General features: G+C 40.6%; 17 protein-coding genes and 2 pseudogenes. 10 read left to right on the top strand and 9 right to left on the bottom strand.

The window, feature by feature from the left end; translation table 11 throughout:
• Positions 1-35: 35 nt before the first annotated feature.
• Positions 36-1328 (top strand): hypothetical protein, encoded by a 1293-nt coding sequence (locus NQZ91_01585; protein UUM58090.1) that lies wholly within the window; start codon positions 36-38, stop codon positions 1326-1328.
• A 98-nt stretch (positions 1329-1426) separates the two neighbouring features.
• Here NQZ91_01585 and NQZ91_01580 read toward each other — a convergent pair whose 3' ends face one another.
• Complete coding sequence (locus tag NQZ91_01580) at positions 1427-2050, bottom strand: DUF6198 family protein (GenBank protein ID UUM58089.1); 624 nt, start codon at positions 2048-2050, stop codon at positions 1427-1429.
• A gap of 94 nt (positions 2051-2144) precedes the next feature.
• Entirely contained in the window at positions 2145-3215 is a 1071-nt protein-coding gene (gene xerS / locus NQZ91_01575) for a tyrosine recombinase XerS (protein UUM58088.1), read from the bottom strand.
• 396 nt (positions 3216-3611) lie between these two features.
• Here xerS and NQZ91_01570 point away from each other — a divergent pair, with 396 nt between their 5' ends.
• Entirely contained in the window at positions 3612-4046 is a 435-nt protein-coding gene (locus tag NQZ91_01570) for a GNAT family N-acetyltransferase (protein ID UUM58087.1), read from the top strand.
• A 40-nt stretch (positions 4047-4086) separates the two neighbouring features.
• Here the strand turns inward: NQZ91_01570 and NQZ91_01565 are convergent, their stop codons facing one another.
• From NQZ91_01565 to NQZ91_01545, 5 genes and pseudogenes are all read right to left on the bottom strand, one after another.
• Positions 4087-4734, bottom strand: a complete 648-nt coding sequence (locus tag NQZ91_01565; GenBank protein UUM58086.1) for a SatD family protein — start codon at positions 4732-4734, stop codon at positions 4087-4089.
• 242 nt (positions 4735-4976) lie between these two features.
• Positions 4977-5369, bottom strand: a pseudogene (locus tag NQZ91_01560) (glucosaminidase domain-containing protein).
• A gap of 274 nt (positions 5370-5643) precedes the next feature.
• Positions 5644-7095, bottom strand: a complete 1452-nt coding sequence (locus NQZ91_01555) for an alpha-amylase (protein ID UUM58085.1) — start codon at positions 7093-7095, stop codon at positions 5644-5646.
• 30 nt (positions 7096-7125) lie between these two features.
• Entirely contained in the window at positions 7126-8694 is a 1569-nt protein-coding gene (gene ffh, locus NQZ91_01550; protein UUM58084.1) for a signal recognition particle protein, read from the bottom strand.
• 11 nt (positions 8695-8705) lie between these two features.
• Positions 8706-9038: a putative DNA-binding protein gene (locus NQZ91_01545; protein UUM58083.1), complete on the bottom strand. Its 333-nt coding sequence runs from the start codon at positions 9036-9038 to the stop codon at positions 8706-8708.
• Positions 9039-9225: 187 nt separating this feature from the next.
• Between NQZ91_01545 and NQZ91_01540 the strand changes: the two are divergent.
• A pseudogene (locus tag NQZ91_01540) lies at positions 9226-9440 on the top strand (AbrB/MazE/SpoVT family DNA-binding domain-containing protein).
• Complete coding sequence (locus NQZ91_01535) at positions 9430-9774, top strand: type II toxin-antitoxin system PemK/MazF family toxin (GenBank protein ID UUM58082.1); 345 nt, start codon at positions 9430-9432, stop codon at positions 9772-9774. Before NQZ91_01540 ends, NQZ91_01535 begins: the two are co-directional and overlap by 11 nt.
• Before the next feature lie 32 nt (positions 9775-9806).
• Here the strand turns inward: NQZ91_01535 and NQZ91_01530 are convergent, their stop codons facing one another.
• Entirely contained in the window at positions 9807-10505 is a 699-nt protein-coding gene (locus tag NQZ91_01530) for a GntR family transcriptional regulator (protein UUM58081.1), read from the bottom strand.
• A gap of 272 nt (positions 10506-10777) precedes the next feature.
• Between NQZ91_01530 and guaA the strand changes: the two genes are divergently transcribed.
• The 5 genes from guaA (at position 10778) to NQZ91_01505 (ending at position 15440) form a co-directional block, all read left to right on the top strand.
• Positions 10778-12328 (top strand): glutamine-hydrolyzing GMP synthase, encoded by a 1551-nt coding sequence (gene guaA / locus NQZ91_01525; protein ID UUM58080.1) that lies wholly within the window; start codon positions 10778-10780, stop codon positions 12326-12328.
• A gap of 241 nt (positions 12329-12569) precedes the next feature.
• Positions 12570-13262 carry a helix-turn-helix domain-containing protein gene (locus NQZ91_01520; protein ID UUM58079.1) on the top strand — a complete coding sequence of 231 codons (693 nt, stop codon included), beginning with the start codon at positions 12570-12572 and terminating at the stop codon, positions 13260-13262.
• A 135-nt stretch (positions 13263-13397) separates the two neighbouring features.
• Positions 13398-14813, top strand: coding sequence for a Y-family DNA polymerase (locus tag NQZ91_01515; protein ID UUM58078.1), 1416 nt, complete (start codon positions 13398-13400; stop codon positions 14811-14813).
• Positions 14810-15160, top strand: coding sequence for a hypothetical protein (locus NQZ91_01510; protein UUM58077.1), 351 nt, complete (start codon positions 14810-14812; stop codon positions 15158-15160). The genes NQZ91_01515 and NQZ91_01510 overlap by 4 nt, the downstream gene beginning before the upstream one ends.
• A complete protein-coding gene (locus tag NQZ91_01505) occupies positions 15147-15440 on the top strand; it encodes a DUF5960 family protein (GenBank protein UUM58076.1) in 294 nt (97 codons plus the stop codon). Before NQZ91_01510 ends, NQZ91_01505 begins: the two co-directional genes overlap by 14 nt.
• 56 nt (positions 15441-15496) lie before the next feature.
• On the opposite strand, the gene NQZ91_01500 is transcribed toward NQZ91_01505, so the two are convergent.
• On the bottom strand, positions 15497-15697 hold the full coding sequence (locus NQZ91_01500; protein ID UUM58075.1) for a hypothetical protein: 201 nt from the start codon (positions 15695-15697) through the stop codon (positions 15497-15499).
• 162 nt (positions 15698-15859) lie between these two features.
• Between NQZ91_01500 and NQZ91_01495 the strand changes: the two genes are divergently transcribed.
• Positions 15860-16066, top strand: coding sequence for a DUF3173 domain-containing protein (locus NQZ91_01495; GenBank protein ID UUM58074.1), 207 nt, complete (start codon positions 15860-15862; stop codon positions 16064-16066).

Below are 16066 nucleotides of genomic sequence, written 5' to 3'. Positions count from 1 at the left end.
AAATAGACTTACAGAAAGAAAGTGAGGTACTTAACATGACACTCGTTTCAAATCCTACTCAATTAATTAACGCTTTGGACAATAATGAAAAAGAAATTGTTATCACACGTACCATGACTTTTGCAAGTTCCATCTATCTTCCAGCTGGTATCGACATCAAAGGTCAAGCACAAGAAAATGGCGTTCTGCCAACTGTATTCTTTTCACATTCTGATGGTTTTATCTTGAAAGGCGATGCTAAGATTTCTGATTTAACAATCTCAGCTCTTCAAGATAAGAAAGCTATTTCACTTGTGCCACAACAAGTTCGTGACAACTTTGGTCAGATTTCACTTATAAACTTGATCGTGGACGGTCAAATTTCAATGATTTTCCGTGCACCAACCATGACTGCACATGTCGACACACATAACGTCTTGGTTCGCAAAGCAGATACGCGCACCTACCTTGAGCAACCACAAAAATATGGCGTAAACGTCCTGCAAGGTGCTTATACCCTTTACAATTTTAACCCCGATGCTAACAGTAAGATTACAGCAGCTATCAGTGAATTGAACATCGGTCAAGACGGTCAACCTGTCATCGGATCTGGTGTCTTTGTTTCAGGTTTCAATGATGCTGGTGGTCAAGTTGCGATGGATAAAATGGTCTTGGGTTCAGTTTATTCTACTGGTCTCGTTCCTCAAGGTGCGGCAGATTTCATCACCGGTGGTGTCTTTGTTGTCTATGGTGCCCATGTTCACGAATTGTATCAGCTCGGTAAAACCGTTACTTACGGCGTCAATGACATGGTCTTGGATGCTTGGGGAACTGTTGATAAATGGGTCGTAGAAGATGAAGTGATTTCCTACGGTCAATCTGGTGTTGGTTTCGTAAACTTCGGTACTGTCAATGATTTCCAAGCGAAAAAAGCCATTTCTACCTACGGTGTCGGAGCTCGCGCCTACAATCAATACGATGGTACCTTGAAAGTCGGTCATTTTGCTGAAATCAATACCTACAATGACGGTGCTGTTGGTATTCAAATTTCCAAAGAAGTCGGTGAACTGCATATTGAAGGCGATATTACAACCCACGGTGGTGTTGGCCAATCTCTTGTAAAAGGTGTCAACGTGGATCTTCCAGCCCATGCCTTTTCTATCAAAGATGGCGGTTACCTTCATAAACTTCATGTCAAAGGCTCTATCCTTAGCCACGGTGATAATGTTACAACTGTCACTATGGAAGAAGGCGGTCGTTTAGACCAAGTCGCAGTGGATGGTAAAGTCGCTGCACTGGGCAACAATAGCAAAGCCTTCAGCGATGAAACTGTTGAAAAACGATTTTAAGAATGAAGCTAAACGAGACTAGGATTTCTTGGTCTCGTTTTTAGTAGTAAATTCCGATTAGAAAATTGGCATAGAAAAATGAGATTGGAAGTACAACCTCATTTTTTTCTTCTGAAAGCAAGTTGTTGCAAGAGCGAGATAATTGGTCCAGTGAAGAGCATGGCAATAATTGTTCCTTCGCGAATTCCTAGAAATGGATTACCAAAGAGGAAAGAGAGAAGAAGCGCTGTTACAACCATTCCAATATCACAGGCCAATTTGACGCTAGAAAATGGTTTATTGGTCACTTGGGCAATTGTTTTGGGCAACCCTTCGCCCGGCATGACAATCGTATCCGCATTGACCTCAACAATGACACCGATTGCCAAGATAAAGACAGAGATAATCAAGACAATCAACTGGACTGGATAAGATTTACTGGACAAGATTGGAGCGAACAGACCGTAGAAAAAGTTAATAAACAAGCCAAACAAGGTTCCGGGTATTAACTGAATGAGGTAAGGAATTGCCTCGCTCATCTTCTTTGGACTAGCCAAGACGAGCTGAATAACAACTAGCAAGGCTAAGAAGAGCGCCGTGTTCAGACCGATGGATGAACCCATAGATTCTGAGACGACGTTGGGCACAGCAGCAATTGGCGACGTGCCGAGCAGGGATATTTTTGACATGGCAACAGCAATGGCCATGATTGTGATTCCAATAACAAATTTTACGATTTTCATAATTCTATTTTAATACAATATCGATAAAAATCAAATATTAACTCACTAATTAGTAGTTTTGTTATTGATGTTTACATAAAATAAATTATGCAAATTAAAGTTTGTCCAATGCATTTTTTTGCTCATCATTGACAATATGGGTATACAAATCCGTAACTTGCGTATTGGCATGCCCCAGTTGATGGCTGACCAAGACCTGCGACTTGGTTGCATCGTAGAGTCTGGTCGCAAGTGTGTGGCGGAGTTTGTGGGGCGTTACACGAATTTTGAAATCAGCCGAATACTTGGCAACCATTTTTTCAATAGAAGAGGCATCCATGCGATTGGGCATCCCACGATATTCGGACAGAAAGAATGCGACGTCAGTCTTTTCAGCCTTGTAGCGTTGCTGCCGGATGGTCATATAGGCTTCCAGATAGGGCTTGGCAAAGCCAGCAATATTAACAGAATCCCGTTTACCACCTTTTCGAGTGACTTCGATAATCATCAATTTCAGATTAACATCCTTGAGGTCCAAATTGACGGCCTCAGACAGACGGACGCCAGAGGCCAAGAGCAGGGCAAGAATGGCTAAATCACGCTCCTTATTTTTTCGGAAAGAAGATTTTGCACGGTTGGAGAGTTTATTTTCGTATTCTGTTTTCACGTATTCCAGAAATTCCATGGTTTCGTCGCCCAAAAAGAGTTTCTGCTTGATATTTTCCGCCCGGGCAGCCAAGGTTTCTTTTTTCTTCTTGGTCGACACCTTTTTCATGACATTACGGTAGAAGTAGGGCTCACCCTGATCATTTTCCACTTCTTCGGTTAAATACTTGAAGAGGCTAGAAAGTGCCGACAGAGTGCGGTTTATGGTGGTCTGCGACACACCATTCTGCGTGGTATTGGCGTTCAGTAAGGGACGCTCCCGCAGATAAAGAATGAAGGCTTCCATATCTTTTTTGGTCAAATGTTCTAGAATATCCAACGGAATATCAGCAATCCGTTCCACAGATACCAAATCTGAATCCTGTAACCACTCAAAAAAACGACGATATTCTTTGAGGTATTCATAAAGGGTTGTAAAACTATAGGGAACCGCCAACTTGGATTGGTAATAATCCAAGACATACCAAGGCATGATTTCTTTCAATTCCTCAATTTTTTCCAATAATAATTCACGACGCATGATGATTTCTCCGAGATATTTTATTTAAAATTAAGGATTGTATTTTGGAAGAATTTTCGTCCTTCGCATTTATTTCGAAATTATAAAGTACATATTTTCGGCAAAAATTTTTTCTAGTTATCATACCAGTAGTATACCATAGTTTTATATAAGTTTCAAGAAAATTATAGTTTTTCGGAAAGATGTTATATAAATTGTCAATTTTATAACCAAAAAAATTTTTTTTAGGAAAAATCAGCTAAAAATGTACTTAATTCAAGGCTAAACTGGAATTTCTAGATACCCTTATTTTTCCATAAAAATGTACTTTATTAACTAGAAAACTGGAAATTTTTTCAAAAGTACATTTTTCTAGTTTGATAATAGATATGTATAAATTCTGAGGTGGTTAAATTTATGCTAAATTTCATACCTATCAATCCTGACAACTGGCGAATTCCGCTTTCCATTTTTCCTTCACAGACAGGCTTTGTTGCTGATAAGATGATCACGCTGGCTCAAGCTTTTGCCTACCGTGAATTTAATAGCCAGGCTTATTTGATTTATGACCATCAATTGCCTGTCGGTTTAATCATGTATCACGATTTACCTCAAGTCCAAGCCTATCACCTATCAGAATTTTTGATTGATAAACATTATCAGGGTCAGGGCTATGGTCGACAAGCTATGAATCAATTTTTAGGCAATATTCGTAGAGAAAAACGTTTTTCAGCCGTTGAATTATGTATCCTTGAAAACAATTATTTAGCAAGAAAACGATATGGATTCCTTGGATTTGTGGAAACAGGTGATGCTGACGGAGATGAAATCGTATTTCGTTTGAATTTATAAAATCCAAAATTTGCATATTAAATATTATGTAAACTATTTTTTATTTATTTGATAACTGCATCATTAACTCCATAGCCGTTTCTTGATTACGGAGATAGACCTTGATGCCTGTTGATTTGACCCGTTTTGTAAAGGCACTTTGACTGAGTTTCAGTTTCTGAGCTAGTGATTTTTGCTTAAAATGTTCAGAATAAATGCCAGTCTCTACCAATCTTAGGATGAATTGCTTTTGCGAATGACTCCACCGATCTCGCATAAAATCGCTGGTCGCTAAAAGACTGTTAATGACCTTGTCAATATGGGGATAGTCGGAAGAAAATCCGTTGGCTCTACTTCCGTAATCGTCTTGTGTCTGGACTAAAGTTAGGGCTTTCTCAGCCTCATGCTGAGCTTGAGAATTGCTTGAGAAAATGCTGGTTTTCTGCACTGCATCATCCAGCTCACCCAAACCAATTCCTATTTGCAACTGATAACCTTCGGCCAGAGACAGATGTAAATAATCAAGAATTTGCAATAAATCCGCGTTGGGTTTGACTTGAGCCTCTAGCAGTCCACCTCTATGGAGAGTAAAATCAGTCAATAATTGACTAGCATAAACCTGATTTAGACGACTAATAATCGTGAGAATGTTTATTTCTGTTTGTGATTGGCTTGATAAAGGTGTAATCTGGCCAGTAATCATCATCATTTTATCCATCATTCTATTTTAATGGAAAAATATAAAAATGTCCATTATAATGGAATTATTTAAAATATTTGTTATACAACTAGGTCATTACTAAACTTCTATCAAGACTGAAAGAAACTATACTAGCACTTCCCTGACTTTTTTACATTTTACATATTAAAACCCAGCTAAATTGAATAATCAGTCTAGCTGGGTTTAGTTAGTTCATTGTTGTATGTATAAATATAGATGAATAGAAGATTCTAGCGATTTGCCCAAGCGATATCAAGATTTAGAGTCTCTTGAGTTGTATATTGTGCGCGATATGGATTCCAAATTAAATTAGCTACTTTAGTAGCATCCAAGTAGTTACTGGTGTTGGAACGCCAAACACTGTTAAAGTGAGGTTGGCAAACAATGTTTACGTAATCAGCTAAAGACTCATAATAACTTGGATAAGTACGAAAATAATCAACGATATCATAGGTATTTCCATATCCATCATCTTCCCATGTTTGAAGGGATACAGATTGTCCATTGTATGCTCCCTTGATACCAAATAAGTTATTGTACGGGGAAATTGATAACCCAGATTGTCCATAATTAGATTCATGTATAGCCTGTGCAATCATGACAGATGGATACAAATCATATCTGTAGCTTCAGCCTGTCGAATCGTCTTATTCCCAAATACAAATAAACAAATCGTTAAAATAGACAATACCACTGTCAGTAATATTGAGAGAGGATGTTTTTTCATTGATTGAAAATATTGACTTCTTGAATACTGCATAATACCTAAATCCTTTTTCATAGTTTAATGGTAATCATTATACAATTTTCAGACATTAATACTCAAGATAGTTTACTTTATAACTTATATTACAAAAAAAGTCTACATAACATTCGTTATGCAAACTTAATTGTTAGTTATTCTTCTACCCATACGGAAACCGAGCCTGGATTGACATAGAAACGCCCCCATCCATTTTCATCTAATTGAACGGTGTCTTGTCGATGACCGGTTGCATCTACAAATACTTTTCCAGCATTTAAAATTCCCATATCCATGTCTTTGTATCCTTCATCTGCATTGCTGATAACGCAGGCTAGACCTTTAGGATGCTCATTATCCCCTTGGCAAACCCAACCAATACAATTTGGATGATCCAGATAATCAATCTGTGGACCGTAGGTATGATGTTGACGGATAGCAAGTAATTTATCCAAGATTTCATTGAAGGCAGCTTGTCCAAATTCACCTGAAATACCGTAATAATCACCGTAGAATAAGGTTGGCAATCCTTGTTGACGTAGCAAAATTAAGGCGTAAGCAGCTGGTTTAAACCAATCTGCAACTGTTGATTCTAGCGCCTGTCCACGTTGTGTATCATGGTTTTCGACAAATGTAACGGCAAAATCAGGCTTTGTTTTCACCAAGCTACCATCAAAAATGGTCCGTAAATCGAAAGATTGCCCTTCATTACCCGCCTGAAAGAAATTCATGTGGAGCGGAACGTCCACCAAGTCAAGTTGGTAATCTGTACCGTCGATATAACTTTGACTATCTGCTTCACTGTCTTTCCAATATTCTGCGAAAGCGTACAGGTCAGGCTTAATTTCTTGTCGGACAAATTCCATAAAGGAAGCGATAAAATCTTCCCCAATATGCTTGGCAGCGTCAATCCGAAAGCCATCAACCTGAGTTGTTTCGATAAACCATTTTACCCAATCTTTGAGATGCTCTACTACTTCTGGGTGTTTGAAATCAATGTCATTGAACATCAGGTAATCGTAGTTCCCGTGCTCTCCGTCGACCTGATCTTGATTGGCCCAGCCCTTGTTCTCTCCTACGATTTGATAAATGCCCGTTTCATTGTGGGCAGCATCAAAATCAAGCCCTGTGAAATGATACCAATGCCACTTAAAATCATTGTAGGCATCGTTACGACCTTGGAAATCATAACCAGTATAACCCTTGATTTCATAGGGTTCAGAAAGACTTTCTTGCCGATTATCAGGGTTCATCCGACGAACTTGGAAGCTTTCTTGGTAGTCTCCACCAGCTTTGTGGTTGAGGACAATATCCGCAATCACTGCTATCCCTTGTTCGTTGAGAGCATGAATAGCAGCCAGATACTCATCTTTTGTTCCGTATTTGGTTGAAATGGTACCTTTTTGGTCGAATTCTCCCAAATCAAACAGGTCATAAATCCCATAGCCGACGTCATCTGGTCCTGTCGCTTTAAAGGCAGGTGGCGTCCAAACATGGCTAATTCCTAATTCTTTCAGATGCGGAGCGTCATTTTTTAGCCGATTCCAATGGTCGTGATCAGCAGGCAGATACCATTCAAAGTATTGCATTAATGTAGAACGTGTCATCAAATCTTCTTTCTATTTGTGGAGAACGGATTATTTACGCTTTTTCTTAGCTTTTTTCATCTTGTTGACTTGACGTTTCATGGCCTGCTCCATGGCAAATTTTCCAATCTTGCCTTTGAGCCCACCACCAAACATGGATGACATGTCAGGCATACCAGCCCCGCCCATCAGTTGGCTCATATCGGGCATTCCGCTACCACCCATCATATCTTCTAAGGCAGACATATCCATATTGTTTGGCATATTTTTCGGAAGATTATTAGGGTTAATGCCCATCTGTTTCATCATTTTGCTCATGTCACCAGACATCATGCCTTGCATGAGGGATTTTGCTTGGTTGAAATCCTTGATAAATTTATTGACTTCGACAAAGCTATTCCCTGAACCTTCCGCAATCCGACGGCGACGGCTCGGAGTTAATAAATCCGGATTTTCTCGTTCTTCAGGCGTCATTGAGGACACAATGGCACGCTTACGAGCAATCTGTTTTTGGTCAACCTTTAGATTTGCCAGAGCTGGATTGGTTGACATACCAGGAAGCATTTTGAGCAAGTCTTCCATCGGTCCCATGCTTTGTACTTGGTCGAGCTGGTCAATGAAATCGTTGAAATCAAAGGTGTTCTCGCGCATTTTTTCCGCCAGTTCCAATGATTTCTTCTCGTCGTACTCCTTGCTGGCCTTTTCAATCAGCGTCAACATATCCCCCATACCGAGAATACGAGATGACATACGGTCTGGATGGAAGGTTTCGATGTCCGTGATTTTCTCACCAGTACCAGTGAATTTGATAGGTTGGCCAGTAATGTGACGAACAGAAAGCGCCGCACCACCACGCGTATCACCGTCAATCTTGGTCAAAATCACACCAGTGATCGCCAACTGGTCATTAAATTCCTTGGCAACATTAGCGGCCTCTTGACCAATCATGGCATCGACTACCAAGAGGATTTCATTTGGTTGGACAAAGTCTTTAATATCACGCAATTCCGCCATCAGGGCTTGGTCAATCTGCAAACGACCGGCCGTATCGATGAGGACATAGTCATTGTGGTTGGCTTTGGCTTGTTCCAAACCTTGGCGCACAATTTCAAGGGCAGGAACTTGGTTGCCCAATTCAAAGACAGGAACATCAATCTGTTGCCCTAGCGTTTTTAACTGGTCAATGGCCGCTGGACGGTAAATATCCGCCGCAATCAAGAGAGGACGCGCATTCTCCTCTTGCTTGAGTTTGTTGGCCAATTTACCGGTAAAGGTCGTCTTACCAGCACCTTGGAGACCAGCCATCATGATAACGGTTGGAATTTTCGGTGATTTGATAATTTCAGCCGTTTCCGAACCCAGAACCGCCGTCAATTCTTCGTCGACAATCTTGATGATTTGTTGAGCTGGATTGAGGGTATCGATGACATCGTGGCCAATGGCACGCTCACGCACCTTCTTGATAAAATCTTTGACGACTGGCAAGGCAACGTCCGCCTCAAGCAAGGCCAAACGGATTTCCTTGGTCGCTTCTTGAATGTCGCTCTCGCTGATTTTTCCTTTTCCACGCAGATTTTTAAATACGTTCTGCAAACGCTGGGTTAAATTCTCAAAAGCCATGTGTTCTCCTTTTAATCTCGATTATCAATGCTGGTCAGGACAGAGATTTTTTCATGCAAAAAAGCATCTTCTGGATATTTTTCCAAAATCTCATCGAAAATTTGGCTGCGCACAACATAGTCCGAGTACATGTGCAACTTCATTTCGTAGTCCTCTAGCAATTTTTCGGTTCGTTTGATATTATCATAAACCGCCTGACGGCTCACCTGAAATTCCTCAGCTATCTCTGCTAAACTATAATCATCCGCATAATATAGCTCGATATAGTTCATTTGCTTGTCCGTCAATAAGGCAGCGTAGAATTCAAATAAGGCATTCATTCGGTTGGTTTTTTCAATTTCCATAAACTTTATTATATCAAAAATTCTAGCGTTAATAAATAAGAAAATCCGTTTCTAGTGGGAAAACGGATCATTTGTTTGCATAATTTTATTTACGTCTATTTAGAGAGTTTTAAGACGAGCGAAAATACTCAAAAACCTTTGACTTTTTTGTCAAAATCGTGTATACGATGTACGGAGGTATACTTTTATGAATACTGTGAAAACGCGTAAGGTAGTAATTCACTGGCAGTAACCATTCCTAAAGAACTAGGTATTAGTGAGGGCAAAGAATTCCTTGTCTACAAAGGAGTTGATGATGTGATTATTCTTGCGTCCAAAATCCCTAATCCCTTTGACAATATGGAACCCTTCATCATGGAAAATGACTTTGAAGGGGAGGTGTTACTCGATAATGAAGGTTGAATATATTCCTCAAAAGCAGGATATTATCTGGATTGATTTTGACCCTTCTGCTGGCAAGGAAATTCAGAATCGCCGTCCTGCTTTAGTTATCTCCAGTCAAAAATACAGCCGAGCAACAGGTTTCGTCGCTGTCTGTCCTATTACACACGGTGCAAAAACTTTAGAGAGCCGCGGGCTATCTGTGCCGATTGACTCAGAAAAAGTCGCCGGATTCGTCAATCCTACGCAACTCTATACTTTTGATTTCATAGCTAGGAATGCCAGCAAAATCACACAGTTAGATACTTGGACTTTCCAGAAAGTCATTCAGCTTTACAATTATATTTTTGAATAGAGTCGAAAGGCTCTATTTTGCTTGCTCTTTTCCTAATTATTCTCCAAATAAAACTCAAACCGTTCGCCAACGTACTGGCTGTTAACAAATTCAAAGGCCTGGCCGTCATCCAGGTAGGAAACCTGTCTCAGAGCCAAAATTGGCTGATTTTTGCTGATGTCTAGGTAGTTAGCCACCTTCTCATTGGCCAGCCGTGCAAAAATGGTCTGCTTGCTGGTGCCGATTTTATAGCCATTGTCCGTCAAGGTCTTGAAGAAATGGTTGGTCACTTCCTCCTTGGGAACACTTTTAATCAGACGCTCCGGAATGCTGGCAACTTCATAAACGACAGGGACATTATCAGCATAGCGAACCCGTTCCATCCGGACGACATATTCCCCTTTGGACAAGGCTAGCTGCTCAACTTCTTTTTCATTTGGTTTGGTCCGAGTGTAAGACAAGAGCTTACTGCTCGGCTTTTTTCCCTGCAAGAGAACCAACTCTGTAAAGGAGGTCGTGCCGCGCATCTTTTCTTGAACTCGAGTGCTGGCCACATAGGTGCCGGAACCGACCTTACGCTGGAGCACTCCTTCTTCGACCAGGAGGGTGATGCCTTGGCGCAGGGTCATGCGGGAAACGCCGAACTCATCGGACAGGTCACGCTCGCTGGGCAGGCGCTGGCCAATCTTCCAAACGCCCTGGTCAATCTGCTCCTTAATCTTATCGTGAATGGAAATATATGCTGCTTTCATTTGTCAAACCTCTCTTCGTCTAGTCTACCAAAATTAGACCAATTTTACAAAGGTCAGCTGTTTTTTATGAGTAAAAATAAGACAGGCAAACAATGACTGGTAATCTGCTCAAATAAAATCAGTAAATTCAAGAAAAAAACGAACAGGGGATTTCAAAAAAATAGCCATAGTTTGGAAAACTGATAATTGACAAATATAGTTTGGAAAATGTTCGTATTTATGGTAAAATAGCTATCAGTATTTGAATGATTTTCAAATGGAAAGGGAAAAACATGACAAAACAAGATGTCCAAAAAATTATCGTTCTGGATTATGGTAGCCAGTACAACCAGCTGATTTCACGTCGCATCCGTGAATTCGGTGTCTTTTCAGAACTGAAAAACCACAAAATTACTGCTGAGGAGGTCCGCCAAATCAATCCGATTGGTATCGTTCTTTCTGGTGGGCCAAACTCAGTTTACGCGGAAAATGCCTTTGACATTGACTCAGAAATTTTTGAACTGGGGATTCCAATTTTGGGGATTTGCTACGGTATGCAGCTAATTACCCATAAATTGGGCGGTAAGGTGGTGCCTGCTGGCGAGGCTGGTAACCGTGAATATGGTCAGTCAACACTTGAACTCAAGGCTGAGTCTGCTCTTTTTGCTGACACTCCTTCTGAGCAATTGGTTCTTATGAGCCACGGTGACGCTGTGACGGAAATTCCAGCTGACTTCCACTTGGTCGGTCTGTCTGCGGATTGCCCTTATGCTGCCATTGAAAATACCGAACGCCGCATCTACGGTATCCAGTTCCACCCAGAAGTTCGTCATTCCGTATACGGTAACGACATCTTGAAGAATTTTGCCTTTGGTATCTGTGGTGCGCGTGGCGACTGGACCATGGAAAACTTCATCGAGACTGAAATCGAGAAAATCCGTGCAACTGTTGGAGACAAGAAGGTTCTTCTGGGTCTGTCTGGCGGTGTGGACTCTTCTGTTGTCGGTGTCCTTCTGCAACGTGCGATCGGTGACCAGTTGACTTGTATCTTCGTTGACCACGGCTTGCTCCGTAAAAATGAAGGTGACCAGGTAATGGAGATGTTGGGTGGCAAATTCGGTCTCAATATCATTCGCGTAGACGCTTCTAAACGTTTCCTTGATTTACTTGCTGGCGTATCTGACCCTGAGAAGAAACGTAAAATCATCGGTAATGAATTTGTTTACGTATTTGATGACGAGGCAAGCAAGTTGACAGATGTAAAATTCCTGGCTCAAGGCACGCTTTACACCGATATTATCGAGTCTGGGACGGATACGGCTGAGACAATCAAGTCTCACCACAATGTGGGCGGACTTCCAGAGGATATGCAATTTGAGTTGATTGAACCGCTCAATACCCTCTTCAAGGATGAAGTACGTGCGCTAGGTACGGCACTCGGTATGCCTGATGAGGTTGTGTGGCGTCAGCCATTCCCAGGTCCTGGACTGGCTATCCGTATCATGGGCGAAATCACCGAGGAAAAACTCTACACTGTCCGTGAGTCAGACGCTATCCTCCGTGAGGAAATTGCCAAGGCTGGCCTGGACCGTGATGTGTGGCAGTATTTCACGGTCAATACTGGAGTTCGTTCGGTAGGTGTCATGGGAGACGGTCGTACTTATGACTATACCATTGCTATCCGTGCTATCACTTCTGTTGATGGAATGACTGCTGATTTCGCAAAACTCCCATGGGAAGTCCTTCAGAAAATCTCTGTCCGCATCGTCAACGAAGTCGACCACGTCAACCGCATCGTCTACGACATTACAAGCAAACCACCAGCAACAGTTGAGTGGGAATAATTTAATAAACTAATTTGAACCAAGATTGTTGATTTAACTGCATTTTGAGCTATTATAAAACGTAAAAAGGGGTATAAAATCATTTGGTACCCCACCAAAATCCCACCAAAATAATTTGGCGGGATTTTTTTCATGAATCATTTGTAAATTTAAGTTTTACAAATTGACATTCCCACTTGCCAAAATTCAAAATTTATTTTATACTTTTTGTAACTTTATAAAGTAACAAAAAGGAGAAACTATGTTCGCGCCTCAAAAATTAAAAGTAAAACGTGAGCAACTAGGCATTTCACAGACGGAAGTTGCACTAAAATTGGGTGTTAGTCGAATAACAATCAGTAAGTGGGAAGCTGGAATTACAAAACCAAATCAAAAAAATTTGTCAGCTTTGGCAAAAATTTTCCAAGTGGCTGAGACATATTTCGAATCAGAATACAAGATTGTCGAAAACTACTTACGTCTCAACGATGAAAATAAATTGGCTGCAGAAAATTACGTTGAGGATTTACTTACTCAACAAGAAATTACAGAAAAAGTCCTACCACTCTACTCTTATAAAGTCTTATCTGAGGTACAGCTATCTGCTGGACCTGGTGCAGGGTATTTTGATGAGTATGAAACTGAAACAGTCTATTCTGAGGATGAGTACAGTGGCTTTGATATTGCTGCTTGGATTGATGGTTCTTCCATGGAACCGGTCTATAAACACCGAGATGTGGCCTTAATCAAAGCGACAGGATATGATTATGACGGTGCTGTTTATGCACTGAATTGGAACGGTTCGATATATATCAAAAAACTATTCCGTGTCGAAGACGGTTTTCGTATGGTTTCCATCAATCCATCTGTTCCTGAACGATTTATCCCATTTGAGGATGAACTTTATATCGTTGGTAAGGTTGTCGGGCATTTTACACCAGTCGAGGAGGTATAAATGTGAATGTAGAGAACATGATTTACATCAAAGACGAACACATTATATTTGTTCCTGACAAGAAAGAATATGACATAACAGATTACGTCAGCGAACTTGTCGAAGAACTAGGAAAGCTCAAAGCGAGGTAATGCTATGGGTTATATTGACTATTCAAAGGAACCACAGTCAGATATCGCTTTTGTTGATATGAAATCTTTTTACGCCTCGATTGAGTGTGTAGAAAGGGGTTTACACCCGCTCAATACTTCTCTATGTGTGATGAGTAGGGCGGATAATTCATCAGGTCTGATTTTGGCATCATCCCCTATGTTTAAAAAGGTTTTCGGAAAAGGTAACGTGGGACGTGCCTATGAATTACCGTTTGATGTCAATACACGCAAGTTCAACTACTTCCGTGCTAAGGAGGCTGGATTGCCAACACATCCTAAATTTGTCTCCTACATTGAAAATTGGGCTATGCGCACTTTCATAGTTCCGCCACGTATGTCCCTATACATTCAGAAAAATCTCGAGATTCAAAGAGTTTTTCAGGACTATGCTGCTGTCAATGATATACACCCTTACTCCATTGATGAGGCGTTTATTGATTTGACCCAGTCACTCAATTACTTCGTGCCAAACAAAACCTTGTCTAAGAAAGATAAGCTAGATATTATCTCAGCTAAACTTCAGCAGGATATTTGGCTAAAGACAGGTGTTTACTCAACAGTTGGCATGAGTAATTCGAATCCACTATTGGCAAAACTAGCTCTCGATAACGAAGCTAAAAAGTCAATCACTATGCGGGCTAACTGGTCCTACGAAGATGTTGAAACCAAAGTGTGGAACATTCCAAAGATGACGGATTTCTGGGGAATTGGGCACCAGACCGAAGAACGGATGAATAAGCTAGGCATCTACACTATCAAAGACTTAGCTAATTTTGATCCTACGATACTCAAAAAAGAGTTTGGTGTCATAGGAGTCCAGCATTGGTTTCACGCTAATGGCATTGACGAGTCTAATGTTCACGAACCCTACAAACCTAAGAAAACGGGAATTGGTAATTCCCAGGTACTACATAAGGACTATCTAAGGCAGAGCGATATTGAGCTTGTGCTACGTGAAATGGCTGAGCAGGTAGCTATTCGCCTGCGTAGAAAGCATAAAAAAGCAACTGTGGTCCACATCACAGTTGGCTACTCAAGATTTGAAAATAAGAAACCTATCAATGTACAGCGTAAAATCAACCCAAATAGTCGGACAATTATCTTCCAAGACCATGTCATCTCCCTTTTCCGTGCAAAGTACACGGGAGGCGCTGTTAGGAGTATCGCTGTGCGATACGATGGGCTGGTAGATGAAAACTTTGCGGTCCTCTCACTGTTTGATGATAACGAAGTTATCGAACTTGAGGAGAAGTTAGAAACGACTATTGACCAGCTAAGAGATAAATACGGATATATTTCCGTACAGAAGGCGTCAGCTTTACTAGATAACTCACGGGCCATTGCTCGAAGTAAACTTGTCGGCGGTCACTCTGCCGGCGGATTGGAGGGATTAAAATGATTGACAGAAGTTACCTGCCATTTCAAGTTGCTAGGGAATACCAAGACCGAAAGATGGCAAAATGGATGGGATTTTTTCTGTCCGAGCACACCGCAGGACTAGACAACGAACTAAACAAGGTTGACTACTCATCAGAGTTGACGCTGGCTGATAAGCTACTTCTGTTAAACCAACTCTATAGCAATCAGCTAAGCGGTATTATCGCTATTCCTGGACAATACTACACTGGAAAAGTGGACAATCTAACATTCCAGAATGTTTCTTTCAAAACGAGAACTAGCTTCGTCAGCATCCCTATAAAGGATATTCTATCAATTGACTTGGAGGTGGAATATGAATCGGCTTGAATTTGAACGAAATGAGCTACAGATCGACTATTTCAGCGAAAGCTACCAAAATTTTGAGAGGGACTTCTACCGCTACTCTGCGATGCACATTCCTCTAACATTCTTGACTGCTGATATCTTGACCTCGATGGCGCGCTCCCAATCAGCCTACTTTAAGCTGAATAAGGAAAATGCGCTTGATAATCGAGATCACTATTTCATCTTTGACGTGGTCCAGTTTGAAGAAAGTAAACGAATCAGGAAGTTCGTCTACAAGAAAACGACGACACATCTAAATTAACAAAAAGTTCCAGATTTGGTTGAACTGGAACTTTTTTATATCATCAAGCAGATTAGCTATTTTTTATTAAAGGTGCCACTGAATGTTGGGAAACCAGCTTCATTTACACCGATGAATTGAACATAGAGAGATTTAATTTCACCTTTAGGTAGCTCAGCCGAAGCATCCGCACCACTTGTAATTTCAATAAGCAGTTCTTCACCTGTCAATGTCCAAGTTCCAGTTCGAGTATCACCTTTGGTATTCACCATTTCCATAGATTTGTCTTTATTGAAAGTTATCGTTGGAATATACTCCCAAAAATTGTTGCGTCATTTTTCGATGAACTGATAAAGAATGAGGCATAATATTTATAAGAAGTTAAAAATCTGCATAGGCTTCTACAACTATACAAGATATTTTGAAAGGAATTTACTGAAATGACGCAATTAATGGTTAATAAAGAAGATTTAAAAAAATTAGGTTTTAAGGAAGGCACTGCTATTTCAATTATTTGCAAAGCAAAGTTGATTATGGTACAAAAAGGATATACGTTTTATAATAATCGTAAACTTGGTCAAGTACCAGCAAGCGCAGTTGAGTCAATTCTTGGTGTTTCAATTTCTGAAGAGATGGAGAATAAATAA

The organism is Streptococcus suis (assembly GCA_024583055.1).
GTDB classification, from domain to species: Bacteria; Bacillota; Bacilli; order Lactobacillales; family Streptococcaceae; genus Streptococcus; species Streptococcus suis_V.
Note: the sequence above shows the minus strand (reverse complement) of the source record. Positions and strands in the feature narration are given on the sequence as shown.

Bases quoted from the DNA above. Each gene is read 5' to 3' on its own strand.
- xerS (UUM58088.1), bottom strand. From the start codon at position 3,215: ATGCGTCGTGAATTATTATTGGAAAAAATTGAGGAATTGAAAGAAATC.
- NQZ91_01500 (UUM58075.1), bottom strand. From the start codon at position 15,697: ATGGAAATGGTGAATACCAAAGGTGATACTCGAACTGGAACTTGGACA.
- guaA (UUM58080.1), top strand. From the start codon at position 10,778: ATGACAAAACAAGATGTCCAAAAAATTATCGTTCTGGATTATGGTAGC.
- NQZ91_01565 (UUM58086.1), bottom strand. From the start codon at position 4,734: ATGATGATGATTACTGGCCAGATTACACCTTTATCAAGCCAATCACAA.
- NQZ91_01520 (UUM58079.1), top strand. From the start codon at position 12,570: ATGTTCGCGCCTCAAAAATTAAAAGTAAAACGTGAGCAACTAGGCATT.
- NQZ91_01505 (UUM58076.1), top strand. From the start codon at position 15,147: ATGAATCGGCTTGAATTTGAACGAAATGAGCTACAGATCGACTATTTC.
- NQZ91_01545 (UUM58083.1), bottom strand. From the start codon at position 9,038: ATGGAAATTGAAAAAACCAACCGAATGAATGCCTTATTTGAATTCTAC.
- NQZ91_01570 (UUM58087.1), top strand. From the start codon at position 3,612: ATGCTAAATTTCATACCTATCAATCCTGACAACTGGCGAATTCCGCTT.
- NQZ91_01585 (UUM58090.1), top strand. From the start codon at position 36: ATGACACTCGTTTCAAATCCTACTCAATTAATTAACGCTTTGGACAAT.
- NQZ91_01555 (UUM58085.1), bottom strand. From the start codon at position 7,095: ATGACACGTTCTACATTAATGCAATACTTTGAATGGTATCTGCCTGCT.
- NQZ91_01580 (UUM58089.1), bottom strand. From the start codon at position 2,050: ATGAAAATCGTAAAATTTGTTATTGGAATCACAATCATGGCCATTGCT.
- NQZ91_01495 (UUM58074.1), top strand. From the start codon at position 15,860: ATGACGCAATTAATGGTTAATAAAGAAGATTTAAAAAAATTAGGTTTT.
- NQZ91_01530 (UUM58081.1), bottom strand. From the start codon at position 10,505: ATGAAAGCAGCATATATTTCCATTCACGATAAGATTAAGGAGCAGATT.
- ffh (UUM58084.1), bottom strand. From the start codon at position 8,694: ATGGCTTTTGAGAATTTAACCCAGCGTTTGCAGAACGTATTTAAAAAT.
- NQZ91_01510 (UUM58077.1), top strand. From the start codon at position 14,810: ATGATTGACAGAAGTTACCTGCCATTTCAAGTTGCTAGGGAATACCAA.
- NQZ91_01515 (UUM58078.1), top strand. From the start codon at position 13,398: ATGGGTTATATTGACTATTCAAAGGAACCACAGTCAGATATCGCTTTT.
- NQZ91_01535 (UUM58082.1), top strand. From the start codon at position 9,430: ATGAAGGTTGAATATATTCCTCAAAAGCAGGATATTATCTGGATTGAT.